25 protein-coding genes are annotated in these 22,831 nt (G+C 72.4%); 16 read left to right on the forward strand and 9 right to left on the reverse strand.

The genetic code is table 11. The features are described from left to right. The first annotated feature begins 149 nt into the window (after window positions 1–149). Window positions 150–1,112 (forward strand): bifunctional Delta(1)-pyrroline-2-carboxylate/Delta(1)-piperideine-2-carboxylate reductase, encoded by a 963-nt coding sequence (gene lhpI, locus G3576_RS24610; RefSeq protein ID WP_164697123.1) that lies wholly within the window; start codon window positions 150–152, stop codon window positions 1,110–1,112. An 81-nt stretch (window positions 1,113–1,193) separates the two neighbouring features. Here the strand turns inward: lhpI and G3576_RS24615 are convergent, their stop codons facing one another. The 7 genes from G3576_RS24615 to G3576_RS24645 form a co-directional block, all read right to left on the reverse strand. Continuing rightward, a complete protein-coding gene (locus G3576_RS24615; protein ID WP_164697124.1) occupies window positions 1,194–1,457 on the reverse strand; it encodes a GlsB/YeaQ/YmgE family stress response membrane protein in 264 nt (87 codons plus the stop codon). A 69-nt stretch (window positions 1,458–1,526) separates the two neighbouring features. After that, complete coding sequence (locus G3576_RS24620; RefSeq protein ID WP_164697125.1) at window positions 1,527–2,807, reverse strand: serine hydrolase domain-containing protein; 1,281 nt, start codon at window positions 2,805–2,807, stop codon at window positions 1,527–1,529. 70 nt (window positions 2,808–2,877) lie between these two features. Beyond that, entirely contained in the window at window positions 2,878–4,092 is a 1,215-nt protein-coding gene (locus G3576_RS24625; RefSeq protein WP_164697126.1) for a mandelate racemase/muconate lactonizing enzyme family protein, read from the reverse strand. Beyond that, window positions 4,089–5,078: a tripartite tricarboxylate transporter substrate-binding protein gene (locus G3576_RS24630; protein WP_164697127.1), complete on the reverse strand. Its 990-nt coding sequence runs from the start codon at window positions 5,076–5,078 to the stop codon at window positions 4,089–4,091. Before G3576_RS24630 ends, G3576_RS24625 begins: the two co-directional genes overlap by 4 nt. 22 nt (window positions 5,079–5,100) lie before the next feature. Beyond that, window positions 5,101–5,856, reverse strand: a complete 756-nt coding sequence (locus G3576_RS24635; protein ID WP_164697128.1) for an RraA family protein — start codon at window positions 5,854–5,856, stop codon at window positions 5,101–5,103. Further along, window positions 5,853–6,830, reverse strand: coding sequence for a Bug family tripartite tricarboxylate transporter substrate binding protein (locus G3576_RS24640; protein WP_164697129.1), 978 nt, complete (start codon window positions 6,828–6,830; stop codon window positions 5,853–5,855). Before G3576_RS24640 ends, G3576_RS24635 begins: the two co-directional genes overlap by 4 nt. Continuing rightward, entirely contained in the window at window positions 6,830–7,489 is a 660-nt protein-coding gene (locus tag G3576_RS24645) for a GntR family transcriptional regulator (RefSeq protein ID WP_164697130.1), read from the reverse strand. Before G3576_RS24645 ends, G3576_RS24640 begins: the two co-directional genes overlap by 1 nt. Window positions 7,490–7,587: 98 nt before the next feature. Here G3576_RS24645 and G3576_RS24650 point away from each other — a divergent pair, with 98 nt between their 5' ends. From G3576_RS24650 to G3576_RS24670, 5 genes are read left to right on the forward strand one after another with little or no spacing between them, the layout of a single operon-like run. Then, on the forward strand, window positions 7,588–8,445 hold the full coding sequence (locus tag G3576_RS24650; protein WP_164697131.1) for a shikimate dehydrogenase: 858 nt from the start codon (window positions 7,588–7,590) through the stop codon (window positions 8,443–8,445). Next, complete coding sequence (gene coaE, locus G3576_RS24655; RefSeq protein ID WP_164697132.1) at window positions 8,442–9,026, forward strand: dephospho-CoA kinase; 585 nt, start codon at window positions 8,442–8,444, stop codon at window positions 9,024–9,026. The genes G3576_RS24650 and coaE overlap by 4 nt, the downstream gene beginning before the upstream one ends. A 20-nt stretch (window positions 9,027–9,046) precedes the next feature. Beyond that, the gene (gene dnaQ, locus G3576_RS24660; protein ID WP_164697133.1) at window positions 9,047–9,766 is read left to right on the forward strand and encodes a DNA polymerase III subunit epsilon; all 720 of its coding nucleotides are present in this window, start codon (window positions 9,047–9,049) and stop codon (window positions 9,764–9,766) included. Window positions 9,767–9,805: 39 nt separating this feature from the next. After that, complete coding sequence (locus G3576_RS24665) at window positions 9,806–10,573, forward strand: (Fe-S)-binding protein (protein ID WP_164697134.1); 768 nt, start codon at window positions 9,806–9,808, stop codon at window positions 10,571–10,573. 47 nt (window positions 10,574–10,620) lie between these two features. Further along, window positions 10,621–13,974: a DEAD/DEAH box helicase gene (locus G3576_RS24670; RefSeq protein WP_164697135.1), complete on the forward strand. Its 3,354-nt coding sequence runs from the start codon at window positions 10,621–10,623 to the stop codon at window positions 13,972–13,974. 244 nt (window positions 13,975–14,218) lie between these two features. Here the strand turns inward: G3576_RS24670 and G3576_RS24675 are convergent, their stop codons facing one another. Beyond that, window positions 14,219–14,497, reverse strand: a complete 279-nt coding sequence (locus tag G3576_RS24675; RefSeq protein ID WP_164697136.1) for a hypothetical protein — start codon at window positions 14,495–14,497, stop codon at window positions 14,219–14,221. A 278-nt stretch (window positions 14,498–14,775) separates the two neighbouring features. Beyond that, window positions 14,776–15,024, reverse strand: coding sequence for a hypothetical protein (locus tag G3576_RS24680; protein ID WP_164697137.1), 249 nt, complete (start codon window positions 15,022–15,024; stop codon window positions 14,776–14,778). Window positions 15,025–15,213: 189 nt separating this feature from the next. Between G3576_RS24680 and G3576_RS24685 the strand changes: the two genes are divergently transcribed. The 10 genes from G3576_RS24685 to G3576_RS24730 all read left to right on the forward strand — a co-directional run bounded on the left by G3576_RS24685 (window position 15,214) and on the right by G3576_RS24730 (window position 22,794). Next, window positions 15,214–16,644: a LutB/LldF family L-lactate oxidation iron-sulfur protein gene (locus G3576_RS24685; protein WP_164697138.1), complete on the forward strand. Its 1,431-nt coding sequence runs from the start codon at window positions 15,214–15,216 to the stop codon at window positions 16,642–16,644. Beyond that, entirely contained in the window at window positions 16,641–16,898 is a 258-nt protein-coding gene (locus G3576_RS24690) for a hypothetical protein (protein ID WP_164697139.1), read from the forward strand. The genes G3576_RS24685 and G3576_RS24690 overlap by 4 nt, the downstream gene beginning before the upstream one ends. Beyond that, on the forward strand, window positions 16,895–17,662 hold the full coding sequence (locus G3576_RS24695; RefSeq protein ID WP_164697140.1) for a LutC/YkgG family protein: 768 nt from the start codon (window positions 16,895–16,897) through the stop codon (window positions 17,660–17,662). Before G3576_RS24690 ends, G3576_RS24695 begins: the two co-directional genes overlap by 4 nt. Before the next feature lie 9 nt (window positions 17,663–17,671). Next, entirely contained in the window at window positions 17,672–18,226 is a 555-nt protein-coding gene (locus tag G3576_RS24700; RefSeq protein WP_164697141.1) for a Smr/MutS family protein, read from the forward strand. 145 nt (window positions 18,227–18,371) lie between these two features. Further along, window positions 18,372–18,767: a helix-turn-helix domain-containing protein gene (locus G3576_RS24705; RefSeq protein ID WP_164697142.1), complete on the forward strand. Its 396-nt coding sequence runs from the start codon at window positions 18,372–18,374 to the stop codon at window positions 18,765–18,767. Between the two features lie 57 nt (window positions 18,768–18,824). Continuing rightward, window positions 18,825–19,661 carry an EamA family transporter gene (locus tag G3576_RS24710; RefSeq protein ID WP_164697143.1) on the forward strand — a complete coding sequence of 279 codons (837 nt, stop codon included), beginning with the start codon at window positions 18,825–18,827 and terminating at the stop codon, window positions 19,659–19,661. Window positions 19,662–19,674: 13 nt separating this feature from the next. Beyond that, entirely contained in the window at window positions 19,675–20,739 is a 1,065-nt protein-coding gene (locus G3576_RS32405) for an NAD/NADP-dependent octopine/nopaline dehydrogenase family protein (protein WP_164697144.1), read from the forward strand. A gap of 79 nt (window positions 20,740–20,818) precedes the next feature. Then, window positions 20,819–21,502, forward strand: coding sequence for a fumarylacetoacetate hydrolase family protein (locus G3576_RS24720; RefSeq protein ID WP_164697145.1), 684 nt, complete (start codon window positions 20,819–20,821; stop codon window positions 21,500–21,502). 93 nt (window positions 21,503–21,595) lie between these two features. After that, the gene (locus G3576_RS24725) at window positions 21,596–22,408 is read left to right on the forward strand and encodes an exodeoxyribonuclease III (protein WP_235952430.1); all 813 of its coding nucleotides are present in this window, start codon (window positions 21,596–21,598) and stop codon (window positions 22,406–22,408) included. Between the two features lie 59 nt (window positions 22,409–22,467). Then, a complete protein-coding gene (locus G3576_RS24730; RefSeq protein WP_164697147.1) occupies window positions 22,468–22,794 on the forward strand; it encodes a hypothetical protein in 327 nt (108 codons plus the stop codon). Window positions 22,795–22,831: the final 37 nt, after the last annotated feature.

Below are 22,831 nucleotides of genomic sequence, written 5' to 3' on the forward strand. Positions count from 1 at the left end.
CCGCGTGCCCCCCACCCACGCCCCTACGCATGCCGCAAGCCCCTGTCAAACAGCGCGATCGGCCGCCACCCCCCGGCCCGGGAGGTCAGGGCTTGGCGGCCCCGGCGCGGGGTGCGACAGCAGGGCTGTCCGGTAGAAGGGCTTCCTCCATGCACATCGTCTCCGCGGAACAGCTTCGCGCCGCCCTGCCCTGGGGCGCGCTGGAAGGGGCGCTGGAGGCGATGTTCCGCCAGGGCTGCACCGCCCCGCTCCGCCACCGCCACCCCCTGCCGCAGGGCGATGGCCAGCCGGAGGGCATGCTCCTGCTGATGCCCGCCTGGACCGCCTCTGCCCCGCTTGGGCCCGCCTCGGCTGATGGCTTCACGGGGGTCAAGATCGTCCATGTCCTGCCCGGCAATGGCGCGCGCGGCCTGCCGGCCGTGCAGGCGGTCTACCTGCTGTCGGATGGCGCCACCGGCCAGCCGCTGGCGATGCTGGATGGCGGCGAGTTGACGGATCGCCGCACCGCCGCCGCCAGCACGCTGGCCGGCCGCTACCTCGCCCGGCCCGACAGCCGCCGCCTGCTGGTGCTGGGCGCCGGCCGCGTCGCCACCACGCTCGCCGAAGCCTGGTGCGACCGCTTCCCGATCGAGGAGGTGGCCATCTGGGCCCGCAAGCCCGATCAGGCGGCCACCCTGGCGCGTCGCCTGGCCGATCACGGCCTGCCCGCCCGCGCCGCGACCAGCCCGGACCCGGCGGGCTTCGACATCGTCTCCTGCGCCACCCTCTCCGAGGCCCCGCTGGTCCGCGGCGCCGATGTCTCGCCCGGCACGCATGTGGACTTGGTCGGCGCCTTCCGGCCCACGATGCGGGAGAGCGACGGCGCCCTGCTGGCCCGCGCGACGGTCGTGGCGGACACACGCGCCGGCGTGCTGGCGGAAGCGGGCGACGTGGTGCAGGCGATCGCGGAGGGCGCGATCACGGAGGCCGCGGTCGTCGCCGACCTCGCCGCGCTGACGCGCGGCGGCCATCCCGGCCGCACCCGCGCCGAGGAGATCACGCTGTTCAAGTCGGTGGGGTGGGCCGGGGAGGACCTGGCCGCAGCCATCCTCGCCTATGGCGCGGCGCAATAGGAGAGACCGGACAAAAGAAAGGGGGAGGCGCTGCCTCCCCCCTGCCCCCACCGCCAGGGGCGTGACGCCCCTGGACCGTCCTCAGCCGCGGATCGCGGGGTCGCGGCGGACGACCATGCGATAGACGACCAGGATGATGATGGCGCCGACGACCGCGCCGATCAGGCCGGCACCCTCGCCTGCGCGGTACCAGCCGATCGCCTGGCCCAGCCACGTCGCCACCAGCGCGCCGACGATGCCGAGCAGGATGGTGACGATGATGCCGCCAGGGTCACGGCCCGGCATGATGAACTTGGCGATCGCACCCGCGATCAGCCCGATGATGATGGTCCAGATGAAACCCACGGCGGCGCTCCTGCCTCTGCCGCGCAGTAAATCGCGGCACGGGCCGGGGTTCCCCCACTGCCGGCCTATTCAGTTCAGCGCCTGGTAGGCCAGCGCCCGCAGCTGGAACCGGAAGGGCAGGCGGGCCGTGGGGCTCTGCATCATCAGCACCACGAACATCTCCTCCTTCGGATCGACCCAGAAATAGGTGCCATGGGCCCCGCCCCAATAGGCATCGCCGGGGCTGCCCGGCAGCGGGTTGTGGCCGACCGTGTTGCGCACGGCGAAGCCGAGCCCGAAGCCCTGGCCCATCTCCGGCGTCGGCGCCAGCGGGCCGAAGCGGCCCTCGACCACCTCCCGCGTCCGCGTGCCCGGCGGCAGATGGTCCGCCATCATCAACTCGATCGTCGTGCGGCTGACCAGCCGCGTGCCGTCCAGCTCCCCCTTGTTCAGCAGGAACTGGGAGAAGCGCGCATAGTCCTGCGCGGTGGAGACCATGCCGCCCGCACCGGAATACCAGCCCGGCCGCTGCAGCGGGTTGGGCATCGAAGGCCGCTGCCCCGTCGCCGGATCCGCCTGCGGCTGCGCCAGCCGCTCCGCCGAAGCCTCCGGCGCCACGAAGCCGGTATCCACCATGCCGAGCGGCCCGGTGATCCGGCTGCGCACGAAGGTATCCAGGTCCTGGCCGCTCACGACCTCCACGAGGCGCCCCAGGATGTCGGTGGACCAGGAATACTCCCAGGTCGTGCCGGGCTGGTGCATCAGCGGCAGCGCGGCGATGCGCCGGCTCATCTCCTCCATGGAAATGCTGCGGTCCCGCGCGCCGGAAGCGCGATAGGCCGCCAGCACCGGATGGTCGCCGGGCGAGGAATCCGCGAGCCCCGAGGTATGCCGCAGCAGGTCCTGGATGGTGATGGCGCGGCGCGCCGGCACCAGATTCATCTGCCCGTCGCGCACCTCCGCCACGCGCGGCGTCTCCCGCCATTCCGGCAGGTAGGTGCCGATGGGATAGGCGATGGAAAGCCGCCCTTCCTCCGCCAGCATCATCACCGCCAGCGACACGATCGGCTTGGTCATGGAGGCGATGCGGAAGATGCTGTCGGGGCGCATCGGCGCCTGCGCCTCCCGGTCCCGGAACCCGGCCGTCACCTCCTGCGCGATGCGGCCCTTGCGGCCGATGACGATGACGGCGCCAGGGATGAAGCCGCGCCGCACCTCCCCTTCCAGCCATTCGCCGAGGCGGGAGAGGCGTTCGCCGGAGAACCCCACCTCCTCCGCCCGCGTGGCGCGGGGCAGTTCGGCGGCGGTCACGGGCACGGCAAGGCCGGCCATCAGCCCGGCCGTGACGGCCAGGCGAAGCATGGGGCGCATGACATTTCCTCCAACGGCCCGCCTGTGGCGGCGGGTCCGGGGGAAGCCTCCGCCCGCCGGGCCGGAACGGTCAAGCGCGCCGGAAGGCGGGGGCGCGGGGATGCCGCGGCTGGGCGTAGAGCGTCGCGTCTTCCGTCCCCTCCGGCCAGCCGCCGGCGGGCAGGCCGACATTCCGCACGCTCGGGTGCAGCGCGACGAAGTCCTCGTCGATGTCGATGCCGAGGCCCGGCGCCTCCGGCACCATCAGGTGGCCGTCGCGCAGTTCCGGCGTGGCGGTGACGCAGCGCGCGCGGCCTTCCCAGTCCGGGTCCATCTTCTCCAGGATCAGCGCATTGGGGATGGCGGCCAGCACATGCAGCGCCGCGTATTCCGCGACGGGGCCGAGCGAGCCCGCATGCGGCGCCACCGTCGCGAAACGGCTCTCGGCATGGATCGCGATCTTGCGCAGCCCCGTGATGCCGCCGCAGCGCCCCGCATCGGGCTGCACCACATCCACCAGCCCCTCATGCAGCAGCGGCGCGATGCCCTGGAAGCCGGCATGGCGTTCGCCGGAAGCCAACGGCACGTCGGTGGAGCCGCGCAGCCGCCGGTAGCCCTCCCAATCCTCCGGCGCCAAAGGCTCCTCGACGAAGAGGGGCGAGAGCGGCGCCAGCGCGTGGCAGATGCCGATCGCGTCCGGCGCCGTCAGCCAGGGCGGGCCATGGGCATCGATCATGATGTCCACGTCATCGCCAACGGCATCGCGGATGGCGCTCGCCTTCGCCACCGGGTTCTTCACGCCCCCGGTCTTCAACGCCCGGAATCCCTTGGCGACGGCGGCGCGCGCCTGGTCGGGCGTGCTGGCATGGGCATAGGCGCGGATGCGGTCCCGCAGCCTGCCGCCCAGCAGCTGCCATACCGGCACGCCCAGCGCCTTCCCCTTGATGTCCCACAGCGCCATGTCGATGGCGCCGATCGCGCCCTGCCCGACCACGCCCGACATCCCATGCCCCATAATCGCGACATTCATGCGCTGGGTCATGAGTTCGATGGCGAAGGCATCCTGCCCGATGACGACGGATGACAGGTCGCGCACTGCCGCCTCCACGACACGGGGCCAGCCGCTGCCCTCCCCGATGCCGGTGATGCCGTCCTCCGTCTCCACCTTCACGAACAGCCAGTTGCGCGTGCCCGTGGTGATGGAGTTGCGCACATCCGCCGCCCAGCCGGAAACACCGAGCGGCCCCGCCTGCATCAGGAAGGTGCGGATGCCCGTGATGCGCGGACCTTTGGTGGAAGGCGTCATTGTGCGGTGATCCCTGCTGCGCGGATGACGCGCGTCCAGCGTTCCGTCTCCGCGGCGACGAAGCTGGCGAAATCGGCGGGGCTGGCGCTCGCGCGCGGCTCGATGCCGGCGCGGGCGAGCCCTTCGGTCAGGGCGGGCGTGCGCATGGCAGCCGTCACCGCCTCGAACCACCGCGCCTTCACGGCGGGCGGCCAGCCCGCGCGCATCATCACCCCGTGCCAGGAACTGATGAAGACCTCCGGCCCGAAGCCGGCCTCGGTGATGGCGGGCACGGACGGCGCGGCGGGGATGCGCGCTTCCTGCATGACGGCAAGGCCCTTGATGCGGCCGCCCGTGATGTTGCCGGGGATCGCCGCCTCCGCGACGGTGAAGGAACAGTCGACCTCTCCCTGCAACAACGCCTGCATGGAAGGCGCGCCGCCGCGGAAGGGAACATGGGTGAAGCGGAAGCCCGCCTGGCGGGAGAAGAGCTCTGCCGCCAGATGCGACGACGTGCCGATGCCGCCGGAGGCGAAGTTCAGCTCCCCCGGCCGCGCCCGCCCCGCCGCCACCACCTCCTGCACGCTGGCCAGGCCGCCCTTGAGGCTGGCCAGGAAATAGACCGGCACATGGCCGGTCTGGGTCAGCATCTCGATATCCCGCGCCGGATCGTAGCCCAGCGGCATGAGGGCGGGGTTGGCGGCCAGGTGGATGGCGGCGAAGCCGATGGCGTGGCCATCCGCCGGCATCCGGGCCAGCGCCTGGGTGGCCAGGTTGCCGGAGGCGCCCGTGCGGTTCTCCACCACCACGTTCTGGCCGAGCAGCGGCGCCAGCTCCCGCGCCAGAAGCCGCGCCACGTAGTCGATGACGCCGCCGGCGGGAAAGCCCACCAGGAAGGTGATGGCGCGGTCCGGCGACCAGCGCGCGGGCTGGCCCCGGGCCGGCAAGGGGAGGGCCGGCAGGGCCAGCGCGGCCACGGCCAGCGCGCGGCGCCTGGTGACGATCATGCCTTCCTCCCTTCGCCAGCCATCAGAAATACCCGCCCTTGGCGCTGATCTCGGCGACGCTGTCGCCCTGCTCGATCCAGCCGAAGATGTCGCACTCGATGCCGAGGATCTCCTCCGCCCGCCGCAGCACCGGGATCGCCAGCGCGCGCGGCACGACGATGACGCCGTCCATGTCGCCGGCGACGATGTCGCCGGGATGGATGAAGACGCCGCCGATGCGCAGCGGCACCTGGAAGTGGGACAGCATCGCCCGGCCGAGCGCCGCATTCGGATGCCGGAAGCGGCAGAACAGCGGGAAGTCGGCGTCCATGATCTGGCGGATGTCGCGCGCCCCGCCATCGATGGCGGCACCCCGCACGCCGCGCGCCTTGGCCGCCGCCGTCATCACGCCGCCCCAGGCGGTGCTGTCCTCCGCGCCCGAACAGTCCCAGACCACGAAATGGCCGGCGCCCATCGCCTCCAGCATCGCGCTGCGCAGCGTCATCTCCCCGGTCACCAGCGTGTGCGGCTGGCTCTTCACCGTGAAGGCGAAGCCGGCGGCGCAGCGCGTCTCCGCGCGCAGCGGCTGGATGCGGTGGGGCAGCGCCTGGTCCATCAGCCGGTGCTCCCGCAGCACGTCGCTGATGGCGCCGCTGTAGAGCGCCTCGTAGCGGCGGAGCACCTCGTCATCCGGCAGGGGCAGCGGCGCGGGAACACGGCCCTCGCGATCCTCCACCAGCCAGTCCAGCTTCATCGCGCCGACCTCGGCCTTGAGACGCGCGGCGGGATCGCCGCTCATTGCACCGTGATCCCGGCTTCGCGGATCAGCGTGGTCCAGCGCGTCAGTTCGGCGCGGTAGAGCGCGTCGAAGGATGCGGGATCGGGGCTCTCCACCGGCTCGATCGCCAGCGCCTTCAGCCGCGCCTGGAAATCCGGCGACCGGACGGCGGCCTGGGTCGCGGCGTGCAGCGCGGCGAGGATGGCGGGGGGCGCGCCGGCCTTCACGCAGATGCCCTGCCAGGACCGCATCATCGCCGCCGGCGGCAGCCCGGCCTCCCCGAAGGACCGCACCTCCGGCAGCCCCTCCGTGCGGTTCTGCTGCATCACGCCCAGCATGCGGATGCGCCCTTCCGCCACGGCCGGCGCCTGGTAGCTGGCGACCAGGTCGAACATCATCTCCGTGTCACCGGTCATCAGCGCCTGGAAGGCCGGCGCGCCGCCGCGATACTGCACCGCCTCGAACCTGCCCCCGATCGTGCGGAACAGAAGCTCCGCGCCGAGGTGGGAGGAGGTGCCGACCCCGGCCGTCCCGATCGTGACGCCAGGGCCGCGCGCGCGGGCCACCGCTTCCTCGATGCTGGTGATCCCGGATCGGGCGCTGGCCATGACGACGACGGGCAGCGCCGTCAGCTGCCCGACCATCGCCAGGTCCCGCGCGGGATCGTAGCCGAGCTGCGGGATCAGCCCTGGATTGGTGACGAGCTGCAGGCCCGCCAGCGCCAGGGTCAGCCCATCCGCCGGCGCCTGCACCACCGCCTGGGTCGCGATGTTGCCGGAGGCGCCGGGCCGGTTCTCCACCACCACATTCTGGCGCAGCGCGCGCCCCATCTCCGCCGCGGCCAGGCGCGCGACGAGGTCCGCCGTGCCGCCGGGCGCGAAACCCACCACCAGGCGTAGCGGGCGGTCCGGCCAGGATTGCGCGTGCGCGATGCCCGGCAGGCCCAGGCCCACGGCACCCAGGGCCAGCGCGTGCCGGCGGGTGATCCCCGTCATCATCGGTTTCCTTCCTCCAGGCGCGCGATCAGGTCGCGCTTGGCCGCCATGGCATGGGCGAAGGCCGCGGCGGCGGCGGCCTCCGGCTGGCGCGCCGCGATGGCGGCCAGGATGGCGCGGTGCTGCGCGGCGGCTTCCGCCATCCGCGCCTGGCCGAAGCCGAGGCGCAGCCGCACCGCATTCACGAAGGCGCTGCGCGCCTTGTAGAGCGCCGTCGCCTGCGGATTGTCCGCCGCATCCTCCAGCGCGTCATGGAAGGCCTCGTTGGCGGCCAGCGCCGCCGCCGCATCGCCGGCCTCGGCCGCCGCGGCATAGGCGGCCTCATGCATCGCCATGGCGTCGAGTTGGGGGGCCGTCGCCCGTTCCGCGGCGCGGCGCGCCAGCAGGGACTGCAGCGCGCCGCGGAGGTCGTAGAGGTCGGCGAAGAGCTTGGCGTCCAGCACCGGCACCACGGCGCCGCGGTGCTGGCGGATCTCGACCAGCCCCTCCCCCTCCAGCGCCAGCAGCGCCTCCCGCACCGGGGACATCGAGACGCCGTGCTCCGCGGCCAGCGCGCCGAGGGTGCGGTGCGTGCCCGGCGCCCAGGCGCCGCCCAGGATGTCGGCGCGCAGGCGGTCCCGCAGGCGGGCATAGGCGGGGGTGGAGAGCGGCTCGGCCATGGTCGGATTCTGTATAATCGATTTTCGAAAACGGCAAGCAGAGATCGGCACGGTGGCGCCATTGACCCGGCGCGGGGCGATGCTTCACTGGCGGGATCATGGATACGCTTCCCCGCCCCGCGCTCTCCGGCAAGGCCCGCAAGGCGGGCGTGCTGGGCTGGCCCGTCGCCCATTCCCGCTCCCCCCGCCTGCATGGCTGGTGGCTGGCGAAACACGGCATCGATGGCGCCTACCTGCCCCTGCCCGTGCGGCCGGAGCGGTTCGAGACGGCGGTGCGCGCGCTCGCCGATCTCGGCTTCGCCGGCGCCAACGTGACCCTCCCCCACAAGGAAGCGGCCTATGCGCTGTGCGACGTGGTGGACCAGGTGGCGAAGCGGGCGGGGTCGGTGAATACGCTGGTCTTCGATGCCGATGGCCGCATCCATGGCACCAGCACCGATGGCTACGGTTTTCTGGAGTCCATCCGCGAACAGGCGCCGGGCTGGCACGCGGCCGATGGCCCGGCCGTGATCCTGGGTGCCGGCGGCGCGGTGCGGGCCGTGGCGGCCGCGCTGCTCGATGCCGGCTGCCCGCGCCTCATCCTCGTCAACCGCACGCCCGCGCGGGCGGAGGCGCTGGCGCGGGACCTCGGCGGGCCGGTGGAGGTCGCGACCACGGCGCCGCTGGCCGATGCGGCGCTGCTGGTGAATGGCACGTCGCTCGGCATGCAGGGGGAACCGCCGCTGGAGATCGACCTGGCACCCCTGCCCGCCACAGCCGTGGTGGCCGACATGGTCTATGTGCCGCTGGAGACGCCGCTGCTCGCCGCCGCCCGGGCGCGGGGGCTGAGGGGCGTGGACGGCCTCGGCATGCTGCTGCACCAGGCGCGGCCGGGCTTCCTGGCCTGGTTCGGCGTGGAGCCGCAGGTGGACCAGGCGCTGCGGGACTACGTCGCCCATGACATCCCGCGCCGATGAAGGTCCTCGGCCTGACGGGCAGCATCGGCATGGGCAAATCCACCGCCGCCCGCGCCTTCCGCCGGCTGCGCGTGCCGGTCTTCGATGCCGATGCCGCCGTCCACCGCCTGCAAGCGAAAGGCGGCGCCGCGGTGCGCCCCATCGAGGCCGCCTTCCCCGGCACCACCCGTGACGGGCTGGTGGAGCGGGAGGCGCTGCGCGCCCGCGTCCTCGGCGATCCCGCCGCGCTGCGGGTGCTGGAACGCATCGTCCACCCCCTGGTGCGGAAGGCGGAACGCGCCTTCCTCGCCGCCTGCCGCCGCCGGGGCGACCGGATCGCGGTGCTGGACGTGCCCCTGCTGTTCGAGACGAAGGGGGAGGGGCGCGTCGATCAGGTCATCGTCGTCTCCGCACCCGCCGCCACGCAGCGCGCGCGCGTGCTCGCCCGCGGCGGCATGACGCCGGAACGCCTCGCCGCCATCCTCGCCCGCCAGATGCCGGACGCCGAGAAGCGCCGCCGCGCCGATCACGTGGTGCGCACGGGGCTTTCGAAGCACGCGGCCCAGCGCCAGATCAGGTCCATCGTCCGCGCCCTGCGCTGACCCGCCCCCGGAAGACGCCCATGCGCCAGATCGTGCTCGACACCGAGACCACCGGCCTCGACCCCGCCACCGGCGACCGCGTGATTGAGGTCGCGGCCATCGAGATCTACAACTTCATGCCGACGGGGCAGACCTTCCACGTCCTGATCGACCCGGAGCGCGACATCCCGGAGGAAGCAACGCGCGTCCACGGCTTCACGGCGGAGATGCTGCGCGGCAAGCCGCTGTTCCGCGACATCGCCCAGCCCATGCTCGACTTCCTCGGCGACAGCGAGATCATCGCCCACAACGCCCGCTTCGACTTCGGCTTCCTGGACGCGGAACTCGTCCGCGCCGGGCACAAGAAGCTCGACCGCGCACGGATGGTGGACAGCCTGGAGATCGCCAAGCGCCGCTATCCCGGCCTGCCCAACAGCCTGGACGCGCTGTGCCGCCGCCTCGGCGTCGACAACTCCATGCGCACCAGCCACAACGCGCTGCTCGACGTGAAGCTGCTGGCCGAGGTGTATCTCGAGCTGATGGGCGGCAAGCAGCCGGGCTTCGAGCTGGCGGCCGCCCAGGCCAAGCCCGCCCTGCCCGGCATCGTCATCGAGGCCCCGGTCGCCCGTACCCCGGTGCTGATCCAGCCAAGCGAGGCGGAGATCGCCACCCATGCCGCCTTCGTCACCAAGCGGCTCGCCAAGGGCGACCCCCTCTGGCTCAAGCCGCCCTTCGCGGAAGCCGCGGCCACAGAGGGCTGACCCTCCCGCATCGCGGGGGCATGGCCTACATTGGCCGGCATGACCCCGCCCCGCCCCCGCGTCGCGCTCTTCGTCACCTGCCTGGTGGACCTGTACCGGCCTTCCGTCGGCTTCGCCGCGCTGAAGCTGCTGGAGGAAGCGGGCTGCGAGGTGGTGGTGCCGGACACCCAGACCTGCTGCGGCCAGCCCGCCTACAACAGCGGCGACCGCGCCACCGCCACCGACCTGGCCCGCGCCGTGGTCGATGCCTTCTACCCCTATGACTACACCGTCGCGCCGTCCGGCTCCTGCGCCGGGCAGATCGCGCATCACTACCCCGCCCTCTTCGCCGATGACCCGCACTACCGCGGCAAGGCGGAGGCGCTGGGCGCCAAGACGCATGAGCTGACGAGCTTCCTGTTCGACGTGCTCGGCCTGAAATCGGTCAGCGCCCGCTACGACGGCATCGCCACCTATCACGACAGCTGCTCGGGACTGCGCGAACTCGGCGTGAAGGCCCAGCCCCGCGCGCTGCTGGCCAGCGTGGACGGGCTCGCGGTGCGGGAGATGGCGGAACCCGAGATCTGCTGCGGCTTCGGCGGCACCTTCTGCGTGAAATACCCCGACATCTCCACGCGCATGGTCGGCGACAAGGCGAAGGACGTGGCCGCGACCGGCGCCGACACGCTGCTCGCCGGCGACCTCGGCTGCCTGCTGAACATGGCGGGCAAGCTGAAGCGCGACGGCTCCAGCGTGAAGGTCCGGCATGTGGCAGAGGTGCTGGCGGGCGTCACCGGCGATGTCGCGCCGATCGGGGAGGCGCGCTAGCGCCAACCCGTTTGCCGAAGGTGGCGGGACGCGGCAGGCTCCCCGCCATGCCGCCCGGACCGCCCGCCACCCCCGCTGATCTGATCGCCACCCTCGACGATGCGGCGCTGAGCCACCATTTCACGCGCAACGCGCTCGAGGCCGGCCGGCGCTATCACGCGCAGGGACGCGTCAGGGACGTCACCGTCAGCCAGGGCGGCACGCTGATCGAGGCGCGCGTCAGGGGCTCCGCGCCCGCCCCATACCGGCAGCGGATCTCGCTGGCGCCCGGGCCGGACGGCAGGCCCCTCATCGCGGCGACCTGCGACTGCCCCGTCACCACCTTCTGCAAGCATGCCGCGGCCGCGCTGGTCGCGGCACGGGTGATGCCCAGGCCCGTGCCGGTCCAGGTGGAGAAGGCGACATCACCGCCGCCAGCCGCCCCCCTCGACCCCGCGCTGCAGCAATGGATCGCCCGGCTGCGCGACGCTGCGGCGACCGATCCCGAGGCCTATCCGGACAGCATCCGGCAGCGCCTGTTCTACGTGCTGGACCAGTCGGCCGGCGCCGGCGGGCTCTCCATCGAATGCACCACCGTCAGCCTGCTGAAGAATGGCAGCCCTGGCGTGCCGCGCCGCTACGCCCCCCACCAGGTCGGCAACCCCGCCAAATACCTGCGCCCGTCGGACCGCCCCATCCTGCGCCGCCTCAACGCCCTGCAGTACCAGCTCGGCAGCCCGAGGGAGGAGGATGACCTCCCCGACCTGCTGCGCGCCATCATCGCCACCGGGCGCGCCCACTGGGCCGCGCTGGACGGCCCTGTCCTCACGGCGGGGCCGCCCCTGCCGGGCCGCCTCGCCTGGCGGATGCTGGAGGATGGTGGCCAGGTCGCGGCGCTGGAGGCGCCGGCGGGCCTGGTCGGCCTGCGCCTGCCCGCCCCCTGGTATGCCGACCCCGCCACGGGCCGGGTGGGGCCCGTCGATCTCGGCGTGCCGGCCCTGGTCGCGACACGCCTGCTGGCCGCGCCGCCGATCCCGCCGGAGGCCGCCAGCGCGGTCGGCGCGGAACTCGCGCAGCACCTGCCGGGCATCACGCCCCCCGCACCGGTGGCAGCCCCGGAATTGCTGCCAAGCCCGCCCGTGCCGCGCCTGCTGCTGACCACGGCGACGCACCCCTATGGCGGCCTGATCCCGAAGCACTGGCGCGTGCCCGGCCTCGCCAATTCGCGCCAGTTCCTGGTCGCCCGCCTCACCCTCGCCTACGGCGCCCTCGTGGTGCCGCCGCGGCCGAACGAGGCGCCGCGGAATGTCCTGCTGGATGGCGAGCGCTGCCGCCTGAAGCGGGACGCCAAGGCCGAACGCGCCGCGCTGGCGCGCCTTGGCCGCGAAGGCTTCATGGCGGCCCAGCACGCCGGCTATGGCTGGGGCATGCCGGCCGACGACTTCGTGCCGCGGGACACACGGGACGGCGCCGACTGGATGTCCTTTACCCTCCACCGCGTCCCGGCGCTGCGGGCGGATGGCTGGCAGGTCGACATCGCGCCGGACTTCCCCATCCGCTTCGCGCAGCCCGAAAGCGATGTCGAGGCCCGGCTGACCGAAGGCTCCGGCATCGACTGGCTGGAACTCGAACTCGGCGTCGTCGTGGATGGCGAGCGCATCGACATCGTGCCGACGCTGCTCGCCGTCATCGCGAAGGCCGAGGGCGTCACCTTCGCCGACCCGGGCCGCGACGAGGAGACCTTCCTCCTCCCCCTGCCGGATGGAAGGCTGCTGACGCTGCCGATGGGCCGCATCCGCCCGACGCTCCAGGCCCTGGCGGAGATCATGGCCGGCGGCGGGGTGGACCCCGAAAAGCCCCGCCTCGGCTTCTCGAAGCTCGATGCCGCGGACCTCGCCGCGCTGGAACAGCGCTCCGGCCTGGCCTGGTCAGGCGGGGAGGCGCTGCGCGGCCTCGGCCGGCAACTCCGGGAGGCCGGCGGCGCCATCCCGCCAGCGACCCTGCCGGCGGCGTTCCAGGGTGCGCTCCGCCCCTATCAGGCCGAGGGCGTCGCCTGGCTGCAATTCCTGGCCGGTGCCGGGCTGGGCGGCGTGCTCGCCGACGACATGGGCCTCGGCAAGACGGTGCAGACCCTGGCGCATCTCGCCATCGAACAAGCGGCGGGACGGCTCGACCGGCCCGCGCTGATCGTCTGCCCGACCAGCCTTGTGCCCAACTGGGCCGCCGAAGCCGCGCGCTTCGCGCCGGGGCTCCGCCTGCTGCCGCTGCACGGCCCCGCCCGCAAGGCACGCTTCGCGGCGATCGCGGCGCATGATTTGGTCCTGACCGCCTACCCCCTGCTGGCGCGGGACAGCGAGGCGCTGGGCGCGCAGGAATGGCACGCCGTGATCCTCGATGAGGCGCAGACCATCCGGAACCCGAATGCGGAGACGACGCGCCAGGCGCGCCAGCTGAAGGCCCGCCATCGCCTCGCCTTGTCGGGCACGCCGCTGCAGAACCACCTGGGCGAGTTGTGGTCGATCTTCGACTTCCTCGCGCCGGGCTTCCTCGGTGGCCCGACGGAGTTCCGCCGGCGCTACCGCACCCCGATCGAGAAGCATGGCGACCAGGCACGGCAGGTCGCGCTGCAACGCCGCGTCCGCCCCTTCCTGCTGCGGCGGACCAAGGCGGAGGTGGTGCGCGACCTGCCGCCCAAGACCGAGATCGTGGAGCATGTGGAGCTCGAGCCCGCCCAGCGCGCGGTCTATGAGGGCATCCGCATGGCCATGCATGCCCGGGTGCGGCAGGCGATCGCGGAAAAGGGCCTGGCGCGGTCGGGCATCATCATCCTCGACGCGCTACTGAAGCTGCGCCAGGCCTGCTGCGACCCCCGGCTGCTGAAGCTGGACGCGGCCCGGCGCGGCAAGCCGGGCTCCGCCAAGCTCGACCGGCTGATGGACCTGCTGGCCGTGCTGCTGGCGGAGGGACGGCGCGTGATCGTCTTCTCCCAGTTCACCTCCATGCTGGCCCTCATCGCGGACCGGTTGCGCGCGGAGGACATCGCCTTCGAGGAGCTGACCGGCAGCACGAAGGACCGCGCCGGGCCGGTCGGCCGCTTCCAGGCGGGGCAGGTCCCGGTCTTCCTGATCAGCCTGAAGGCCGGCGGCGTCGGGCTGACGCTGACCGCGGCCGACACGGTCATCCATTACGACCCCTGGTGGAACCCCGCCGCCGAGGACCAGGCGACGGACCGCGCGCATCGCATCGGCCAGGATAAGCCGGTCTTCGTCCATCGCCTGGTCGCACTCGCCACGATCGAGGAGAAGATGGAAGTCCTGAAGTCCCGCAAGCGCGCCCTGGTCGCCGCCGTGCTGGAAGCGGAGGAAGGCGCGGCGCTGCGCCTGACGGAGGCCGATGTCGAGGAGCTGTTCGCGGCGGGGTAATGCCGCCGAGCCCATGTCGTGACCTGCGGCCGACACCGTCGGCCGAGGCTGCGAATGCGGCCCGCCGCTTATGCGGCGAAGCCAAGCGGCCGGACGGCCGCGCCGGCGCTTGAGGGCGGAAATGCGTCAGCATTTCTGCAAACCGGAGTACGGGCGTGGGCGATCAGCCCGATGCGGCGATCCAATGCGTCAGCCGCGTCGCCACGCCACCATCGATGACCCGCCACGCGCCGCCCTCGCGCTTCTAGGCCAGGACGCGCGGCTGCGGACGATGCGTGCCCCGCTCCGTCAGCGAATTGTCGATGACGAGGCCCGCATCGGCACGGCGGGCGAATTCCGGGAAGTTGGCGTAGGAGGCCTCGCGACGGGACAGGATGCGGTCCTGCGGCACATCGTGCCCGCCAAGCGCCACGCGATGCGCGACCCGGGCGACGTTCAGGTCCGCGATCTCGACAGTGACGTAGACGATCCCGAAGCGGCGCCCGATGCGCCGCGCCAGGTCGATGAGGTCGAAGAATTTCATCGAGCTTCCGACCGTTTCGACCCGGATTGTGCGCCCTTCGACCACCGCCGCTTCAACCAGGGAGTCGGACAGGGTCTGTGCCGCCCGCACATAGGCAAAGTCCGACGCGCCCGGCACGACGGGCGGCAGCAGCTTCGCGATGTCATCGGGTTACTGCGCCACGGAGGGGATCGATGGATGCCAGGCCTGCAACGCCCCGCTGCGTGCCAGGCTCGATTTGCCGGATCCGTTCGGCCCCGCGATGATCCAGAGCCAGCCTTCCGCCGACACGGGCTGGATCAGGCCTTGGGCGAGGCCGGGTTTGCCGCCAGGCGACGCGATCCGTCGGGGTGCACCCAGACCACGCGGTCGCCTTCCAGGGTCGCGTAGGGGGCGCCACGCTCCAGCCCCTCTTCAAGCTCCGCCCCAGCGGCAGCGGCGAAGACCGTCATCGCGGCCGCCGCTTCCGGCGATGCATCCTTCGGGAGGGCGGGCATTGGCGTGTAGCTCAACGCGGCCCCCGTGCGGTAGCTGAGGACAATGGCCATGCCTTCACGTTGGGTGCGTCGCCACGCTGCAGCAAGGTCGTTGCTGTTTCGTTATCGACCACACGACGTTGTCGACATCGTATACCAGTCAGGTGTTACCACAAAGGCACATGGTTGCGAGATCACGCCCCAGCCAAACCCCTGACCGATCGCGCCTGGCGCGCTAGATTGGGGCTGACAGGAGTTCCCATGGTCCAGGTCACCTCCCCCGCCTTCAAGCGGAATGCCGCCGCGGCGCTCGACGATCCCGGCCTGCAGAAGGCGCTCGGCAAGGCCAAGGGCGCCTTCCTGCAGCGCCGCGCCGCCGCCGTGGCCGCCCTGCCGGAGTTCGAGACGCTGCGGAACACCGGCCGCGACATCAAGAACCACACCCTCGCCAACCTCGACTTCTACCTCGAGACCTATGCCGCGAATGTCGAGAAGGCCGGCGGCCAGGTCCATTGGTGCTCGACCGCCGCCGATGCCCGCGCCGCCGTGCTCGACATCTGCCGCAAGGCCGGCGCGCGGACCGTCACCAAGGGCAAGTCGATGATCTCCGAGGAGATCGGCGTCAACGACCACCTGGAGGCGCATGGCATCCAGCCGGTCGAGACGGACCTCGGCGAGTACATCATCCAGCTCCGCCACGAACACCCGTCCCACATCATCGCACCCGCCTTCCACCTGAACCGGGAGGATTGGGAAGCGCAGTTCCGCCTCTCCCATACCGATCTTCCCAAGGACCGCGTCTTCAACGAACGCCGCGACATCCTGGCCGAGGCCCGCACACGCCTCCGCCAGAAGTTCCTCGCCGCCGATGTCGGCATCACCGGCGCCAATTTCCTGATCGCGGAAACCGGCAGCAGCGTCATCGTCACCAACGAAGGCAATGGCGACCTGACGCAGACGCTGCCGCGCGTGCACATCGTCCTCGCCAGCATCGAGAAGGTGGTGCCGACGCTGGAGGATTGCACCAGCCTGCTGCGGCTGCTCGCACGCTCCGCCACCGGCCAGGATTTCTCCGTCTACACCACCTTCTCCACCGGCGCCCGCCGGCCCGCCGACCTCGATGGGCCGGAGGAGTACCACGTCGTCCTCATCGACAATGGCCGGTCCAACATGATGGGGACCGACTTCCAGGAGATGCTGCGCTGCATCCGCTGCGCCGCCTGCATGAACCACTGCCCCGTCTATGGCGCGGTGGGCGGCCATGCCTATGGCTGGGTCTATCCCGGCCCCATGGGCAGCGTGCTGACGCCAACCCTGGTCGGCGTGGACAAGGCCGGGCACCTGCCCAATGCCAGCACCTTCTGCGGCAAATGCGAGAGCGTCTGCCCCGTGAAGATCCCGCTGCCGAAGCTGATGCGCCACTGGCGGGAGAGGGAGTTCGAACGCCACCTGACCCCCCAGGGCGTCCGGTCCAACCTGGCGCTCTGGGCCTGGTTCGCCCGGCGGCCTTCCGCCTATCGCCTGGCAACCCGGCTTGGCATCGGCGCGCTGTCCCTGCTGAGCCGCGGCAAGGGGGCCTTCCGCTGGCTGCCCCTCGCCGGCGGATGGACGGAGGGGCGTGACCTGCCGGCGCCCGAACCCGGCGGCACCTTCATGGCCCGCTACAAGGCAAGCCAAGGAGCCCGCCGATGAGCGACCACGAAGCCGAGCGCGTGCACGGACAGCGCTTTCCCGCCAACACCCCCGCCCGCGTCCCCCCGCGCCCGACCGGCACGCTGGCGGAAATCTACGCCGCCATCGATGCCGATACCCCCGCCGCCCGGCTGAACAACGACCTCGACCGGATCGAACGCTCGCTGGCCGTGCTGGAACAGGCGGTGCGGGAGGCCTTCGAGGCCGAGCAGGCCATCGCGCAGCAGGATTCCGACCAGGACCGGGACGCATGAGCAAGGACGCCATCCTCGGCGCCATCCGACGCGGCCTGAAGCGCGGGCCGCTCCCGGCCGACCAGCGCGCCATGCTCGAAGGGCGGCTGGCCACCCATCCGCGCCACCTGATCCCGGCGCGCTCCCGCCTGCCGCGGCCCGACCAGGTCGCGCTCTTCATCCGCAATGTGGAGAAGGAATTCGGCACGGTGGAACGCGTGCCGGACCTCGCCGCCATTCCCGCCGCGGTGGCGGATTTCCTCGCCGCCCAGAACCTGCCCGCCCGCCTGGTCGTGGCGCCGCATCCCGAGCTTGAGGCCATCGACTGGTCGGCCCGCCCGATGATCGAGCGCGAGTCGCGCCGCGCGCGGGATGGCGATGTCGTCTCCCTGCAGCATGGCTGGGCCGGGGTGGCGGAGACGGGCACCATCCTCTTCCCCTCCGACCCCACCCGCCCCGCCACGCTGAACCTGCTGCCGGAGACGGAGATCGTCGTGCTCCGCGCCTCCGCCGTGGTCGGCGCCTATGAGGAAGCCTGGGACCGGCTGCGCGCCGAACGGCAGGACCCGACGACCGGCGGCTTCATGCCGCGCAACCTGATGTTCGTGACGGGCCCCTCCCGCAGCGCCGATATCGAGCAGACGCTCGAACTCGGCGCCCATGGCCCCCGCCGCCTGCACGTCCTGCTGGTGGAGGACGAGGCCGCCCCCCGCATGGCGACGACCGCGGAGGCGCGGGCCGAGGCCCCCGTCCAGCCCGGCCAGCCCGCCGCGCCGGGGGACTGACCACCCCCCATGCGACGCCTGCGACCGAAGGGGTTGAGCGGCACCGACCTCGCGCTGTGGCACGCCTACACCGCCGAGATCACGCCCCTCTTCGGCCGCGCGCGCCCCGCCGCGCCGGAAGCGCCACCCCCGCCCCCGGTGCCGCCGGCCGAGCCGATCCTGGTGAAGCCGGCGCCCCCGAAGCCCGCCGGGCGCCCGCCAGTGCCGGAAATCCGCGTCGGCGAGGCCCCAGGCGGGCTCGACCGCAAGCGTTGGACGGCGCTGCGGCGCGGCGACATGCGCGCGGAACGGACGCTCGACCTGCACGGGCGCCGGGTGCAGGAAGCGCATGCGGCGCTGCGCGCCTTCATCCATGACGCGGCCGCGGATGGCATCCGCACCGTCACCGTCGTGACCGGCAAGGGCCCGCAGCCCGAGGGCGGCATCCTGCGGCGCGAATTGCCGCACTGGCTGAACGCGCCCGACCTCCGCCCGCTGGTGCTGGGTGCGGCGCATCCGCATCCCACCAATGCCGGGGCGGTGAACCTGCTGCTGCGGCGGGTGCATCGGGCGAAGGGGTGGTAGGGCGGGTTCGCCGGGGAAGGCGCTGCCTTCCCCGGACCCCATCCGCCAGGGGGGAGACCCCCCTGGACCATCGTCAATTGAAGGGTTCCAAGGGCCCGCTGGCCCTTGGCCGGGGGTGCAGGGGGGCGGCGCCCCCCTGCGGACCATGACCCCCTTCGGCGCCCGCCTCCGGGCCCTCCGCCGCGCCCGCCGCGTCACGATGAAGGACATGGCGGCCGCGCTGCAGGTCTCCTCCGCCTATCTCTCCGCGCTGGAGCACGGCCATCGCGGCCGCCCCTCCGCCGGCCTGGTCCATCAGGTGAACGAGTTCTTCGGCCTGATCTGGGACGAGGCGGAGGAGCTGTCGGAACTCGCCCGCCTCTCCCACCCCAAGGTCACGCTGGATACGGCGGGGCTGACGCCGGAGGCGACGGCGCTCGCCAACCGCCTGTCCGACACCATCCACCGCCTCAGCCCGCAGACGGTGGCCGCCATGCACGCCCTGCTGGACCGGGAAGCGCCGCCGGAGAAGCCGCGCCTGCGCCGCGCGGCCGGTCGCTAGACGCAACGCCGCCCCCGGGCTTTCATGACAGTCCCGTGACACGGCGAAGGCGCGTTCTTGTCCACCTCGGTCATGCTGCTGGTCCTGCTGGGTGCCGCCCTGCATGCAAGCTGGAACGCGCTGGTGAAGTCGGGCGGCGACAAGCTGCTGGATACCGCGCTCGTCGTGCTGGGCTCCGCCGCGCTGGCGGCCGTCGCGCTGCCCTTCCTGCCGCTGCCGCAGCCCGAGGCCTGGCCCTTCGTCCTCGCTTCCGGCGTCATCCATCTGCTCTATTTCTGGCTGGTCGCCGCCGCCTATGGCAGCGGGGAGATGAGCCTGGCCTATCCGCTGATGCGCGGCACCGCGCCGCTGCTGGTCGCCCTTCTCAGCGGGTCCGTGCTGGGTGAGGCGCTGGGCGTGGCCGGCTGGGCCGGCGTCCTGCTGATCTGCGGCGGCGTGCTCGCCATGGCCTGGAAGCGGGGTGCCACGCCCGACCGCGCGACCATCGGCTTCGCGCTGGCGAATGCGCTGGTCATCGCGGTCTATACGCTGGTGGATGGCAGCGGCGCGCGGGCATCGGGCCATGCGGTGTCCTACACCCTCTGGGTCTTCCTGCTGACGGCGCTGTTCTTCGTGGGGCTGGTCGCCTGGCAGCGGCCGGCGGCGCTGGCGGGGCATGTGCGGCGGCGCTGGCATATCGGGCTCGGCGCAGGCACGGCGACGCTCGGCAGCTACGCGCTGGCGCTCTGGGCGATGACGCAGGCGCCGATTGCCAGCGTGGCGGCGCTGCGGGAATCCTCCATCCTGTTCGGCGTCGCGCTGGCGGCCCTGCTGCTGGGGGAGAGGCCGGGCCTCTCCCGCCTCGCCGGCGCCGTCGCCATCACCGGCGGCGCCTTCTGCCTCCGCCTCGCCTGAGGGGTTTCTGTCAATGCGCCTCGCCGTCCTGGGTGCGGGGGCCATCGGGCCGGCCGCCGCCGTCCTTGCGGTCTCCCGCGGGCATAGCGCCATCCTCTGGTCGCCCTCGGGCGCCGGGATCGCGGGCCTGTCCGGCACGATCCACGCCGAGGGGCTGATCGAGGGCGCCTTCCCCCTGCCCACCACGACCAGCCTGGAGCAGGCCTTCGAGGGCGCGGATGCCGCCTTCCTCGCCGTCCCCGCCTATGCCTTCGCCGATGTCCTGCCCCGCATCGCGGCCAGCCTGCCCGCCCGCCTGCCCCTGCTGATCGCCCCCGCCGCGAGCCTCGCGCCCCTCGCGCTCGACGCGATGCTCGCCGCACGCGGCGCCAGCCCCGACCGCGCCCCGATCGGCGCCATGGCCACCACCCCCGGCGGCGCGCGGCGCCTGGGGCCGGACCGGGTGAAGGTCGCGATGCTCCGCAGCGCGGTGGAGGTCGCGGCCGTGCCCGCCGCCGCCGCGCCGGCCATGGCGGCGCTGGCCCATGACCTCTTCGGCCATGCCTGCCCGCCCTCCCCGGATGCGCTGCATGCCAGCCTGCTGAACCTGAACCCCATCGCGCATGCCGTGATGGCGCTGACCAACGTCACCCGCATGGAACGGGGCGAGGCCTGGTCCCAATACGCCATGATGACGCCAGCGGCCTGCCGGATGATGGAGGCGATGGGCGCGGAGCGGGATGCCCTCGCCGCCCGCTTCGGCCACCGCCTCGACAGCCTGGCGAGCTTCCTCCAGCGCGCCAATAGCGTGCCCCCCGCGCCGCTGGCGGAAACCGCCGCCGCCATCGCGGCAAGGCGCCCCGACGTGCTGGGCCCGAAGACGCTCGCGACCCGCTACGTGACGGAGGACGTGCCCTTCGGCCTCTCCTTCTACCTCGCCCTGGCCGGCGACACGCCCATGCCGGTCACCGCGGCCGTGGTCACGGCGCTGGAGGCGCTGTGGGGCCAGGATCTCCGCGCGAACCCGATCCTGGACGCCATCGACCTGGCCGCGCTGCCACAGGCCCTCATGTCCGGGATCGGCCGCGCCCCGTCATGATCTTGCGCGCAGGGCCGGCGGGGCTATGGTCCCGGCCGGTCTTCCCAGGTCGCAAGGCCCCCCTTCAAAAGGATCGTCCATGGCCGACTACGTCGTTCCCCCGCCCGCCCAGGCGGCGCTGCCCGTCAAGGGCGGCGGCCTGTTCCCGGTGCGCCGCATCTTCTGCGTCGGCCGCAACTACGCCGAGCACGCGATCGAGATGGGTTCCGACCCGACGCGCGAGCCCCCCTTCTACTTCACCAAGCCCGCCGACGCCGTCGTCATCAACGACGCCGACATGCCCTACCCCTCCGTCACCAAGTCCCTGCACCATGAGATGGAGCTGGTCGTCGCCATCGGCACCGGCGGCGTGGACATCAAGATCGAGGACGCGCTGAAGCATGTCTGGGGCTACTGCTCCGGCCTCGACATGACCCGCCGCGACATCCAGAACGAGGCGAAGAAGACCGGCCGCCCCTGGGACATGGGCAAGGGCTTCGACCAGTCCGCGCCGATGGGCCTGCTGGTCCCGGCCGCCGGCATCGATCCCTCCAAGGGCAAGATCGAGCTGAAGGTGAACGGCAAGGTCACGCAGACCTCCGACCTCTCCAAGCTCATCTGGTCCGTGCCGGAAGTGATCGCGAACCTCTCCGGCCTGGTGCGGCTGGAGCCGGGCGACCTGATCATGACGGGCACGCCGGAAGGCGTGGCGGCCGTGGTCCGCGGCGATGTCCTCGAGGGCTTCGTCGAGGGCGTCGGCACCGTGAAGACCAAGATCGTCTGAGGTCGCATGGCGGGGCGGAAGAAGGGGGCTGAGGCCCCCGCGATCATCCCGGCGGCGACAGCCGCGCCCGCGCTGGTAAGCCCGGCGCGGCCGCTGCGCATCGTCACCTGGAACATCAATTCCGTCCGCCTCCGCCTGCCCCTGCTGGCGGATCTCGTCGCTGCGCTCGATCCCGACGTGATCTGCCTGCAGGAGACGAAGTGCCCTGACGAGCATTTCCCGCATGAGGGCGCCGCGGCGCTAGGTTTCACGCACCGCGCCATCCGCGGCATGAAGGGCTACAACGGCGTCGCCATCCTCTCGAAGCTGCCCTTCGCGACGCGCGACGGCGCCGATCCCGACTGGTGCGGGCGCGGCGATTGCCGGCATCTGGCCGTCGAGGTCGATGCCCCCGGCGGTGCGGTCGAGCTGCATGATTTCTACATCCCGGCCGGCGGCGACATCCCCGACCGCGAGAAGAACGTGAAGTTCGCGCACAAGCTGGATTTCGTGGCGGAGGCCACCGCCTGGTCCGCGCAGCGCAAGCTGACAGGCGGCTTCCGGCGCGCGGTGCTGGTCGGCGACCTCAACATCGCCCCCCTCGAGCACGATGTCTGGTCGCACAAGCAGCTGCTGGATGTCGTCAGCCACACGCCGGTGGAGACGCAGGCGCTGACGGCGATGATGGCCGCCGGCGAGTGGCATGACGCGCTCCGCCACTTCGTGCCCGCGGACCAGAAGCTCTACACATGGTGGTCCTACCGCGCCGCGGATTGGCGCGCCTCCGACCGGGGCCGGCGGCTGGACCATGTCTGGGTCTCGCCCGATCTCGCGGGCGGCCTTCGCAGCCACCGCGTCCTGAAGGATGCGCGGGACTGGCCCAAGGCCAGCGACCACGTCCCCGTGCTGGTCGAGGTCGCGACCTGATCCACCGCCTCCTCCGTCGCCTCGGGCCGCTGCTCGGCGCCGTCCTGCTGCTGCAGACGGTGCTGGCACCCTCGCTGTGCCTGGCGCGCGGCGCCGGGCACGCGGCGCTGGTGATGGAGATCTGCGGCCCGGACGGGCTGAAGCGCGTCGCCATCGGCGCCGATGGCCAGCTCGCGCCGCTGCCGGACCATGAACAGGCGGAACACGCGCCGGGCTTCTGCCCCGCCTGCCACGCTTTGCCCGCCATGGCGGCGTTCGACCCGCCGCTGCTGCCCGCGCCGCATTGGGTGCGGGTCACGCAGGCCGACCCCATCCCCGAACCCGCCGCGCCGCGCCCGCCCATCCGCGGGCCGCCGCTCGGCGCCCAGGCACCACCCCTCTCCTGACGGGCCGCGCGGCCCCTCGCCGCGCTGTTGCGAACCC

This window comes from Falsiroseomonas algicola, from assembly GCF_011040385.1.
Lineage (GTDB): Bacteria > Pseudomonadota > Alphaproteobacteria > Acetobacterales > Acetobacteraceae > Falsiroseomonas > Falsiroseomonas algicola.

Excerpts from the sequence above, each read along its gene's own strand:
- G3576_RS24705 (WP_164697142.1), top strand. The coding sequence starts at position 18,372 with ATGACCCCCTTCGGCGCCCGCCTCCGGGCCCTCCGCCGCGCCCGCCGC.
- G3576_RS24620 (WP_164697125.1), bottom strand. The coding sequence starts at position 2,807 with ATGCGCCCCATGCTTCGCCTGGCCGTCACGGCCGGGCTGATGGCCGGC.
- G3576_RS24650 (WP_164697131.1), top strand. The coding sequence starts at position 7,588 with ATGGATACGCTTCCCCGCCCCGCGCTCTCCGGCAAGGCCCGCAAGGCG.
- G3576_RS24680 (WP_164697137.1), bottom strand. The coding sequence starts at position 15,024 with ATGGCCATTGTCCTCAGCTACCGCACGGGGGCCGCGTTGAGCTACACG.
- G3576_RS24685 (WP_164697138.1), top strand. The coding sequence starts at position 15,214 with ATGGTCCAGGTCACCTCCCCCGCCTTCAAGCGGAATGCCGCCGCGGCG.
- coaE (WP_164697132.1), top strand. The coding sequence starts at position 8,442 with ATGAAGGTCCTCGGCCTGACGGGCAGCATCGGCATGGGCAAATCCACC.
- G3576_RS24640 (WP_164697129.1), bottom strand. The coding sequence starts at position 6,830 with ATGACGGGGATCACCCGCCGGCACGCGCTGGCCCTGGGTGCCGTGGGC.
- lhpI (WP_164697123.1), top strand. The coding sequence starts at position 150 with ATGCACATCGTCTCCGCGGAACAGCTTCGCGCCGCCCTGCCCTGGGGC.
- dnaQ (WP_164697133.1), top strand. The coding sequence starts at position 9,047 with ATGCGCCAGATCGTGCTCGACACCGAGACCACCGGCCTCGACCCCGCC.
- G3576_RS24690 (WP_164697139.1), top strand. The coding sequence starts at position 16,641 with ATGAGCGACCACGAAGCCGAGCGCGTGCACGGACAGCGCTTTCCCGCC.
- G3576_RS24635 (WP_164697128.1), bottom strand. The coding sequence starts at position 5,856 with ATGAGCGGCGATCCCGCCGCGCGTCTCAAGGCCGAGGTCGGCGCGATG.
- G3576_RS24665 (WP_164697134.1), top strand. The coding sequence starts at position 9,806 with ATGACCCCGCCCCGCCCCCGCGTCGCGCTCTTCGTCACCTGCCTGGTG.
- G3576_RS24695 (WP_164697140.1), top strand. The coding sequence starts at position 16,895 with ATGAGCAAGGACGCCATCCTCGGCGCCATCCGACGCGGCCTGAAGCGC.
- G3576_RS24645 (WP_164697130.1), bottom strand. The coding sequence starts at position 7,489 with ATGGCCGAGCCGCTCTCCACCCCCGCCTATGCCCGCCTGCGGGACCGC.
- G3576_RS24720 (WP_164697145.1), top strand. The coding sequence starts at position 20,819 with ATGGCCGACTACGTCGTTCCCCCGCCCGCCCAGGCGGCGCTGCCCGTC.
- G3576_RS24625 (WP_164697126.1), bottom strand. The coding sequence starts at position 4,092 with ATGACGCCTTCCACCAAAGGTCCGCGCATCACGGGCATCCGCACCTTC.
- G3576_RS24700 (WP_164697141.1), top strand. The coding sequence starts at position 17,672 with ATGCGACGCCTGCGACCGAAGGGGTTGAGCGGCACCGACCTCGCGCTG.
- G3576_RS24675 (WP_164697136.1), bottom strand. The coding sequence starts at position 14,497 with ATGAAATTCTTCGACCTCATCGACCTGGCGCGGCGCATCGGGCGCCGC.
- G3576_RS24630 (WP_164697127.1), bottom strand. The coding sequence starts at position 5,078 with ATGATCGTCACCAGGCGCCGCGCGCTGGCCGTGGCCGCGCTGGCCCTG.
- G3576_RS24670 (WP_164697135.1), top strand. The coding sequence starts at position 10,621 with ATGCCGCCCGGACCGCCCGCCACCCCCGCTGATCTGATCGCCACCCTC.
- G3576_RS32405 (WP_164697144.1), top strand. The coding sequence starts at position 19,675 with ATGCGCCTCGCCGTCCTGGGTGCGGGGGCCATCGGGCCGGCCGCCGCC.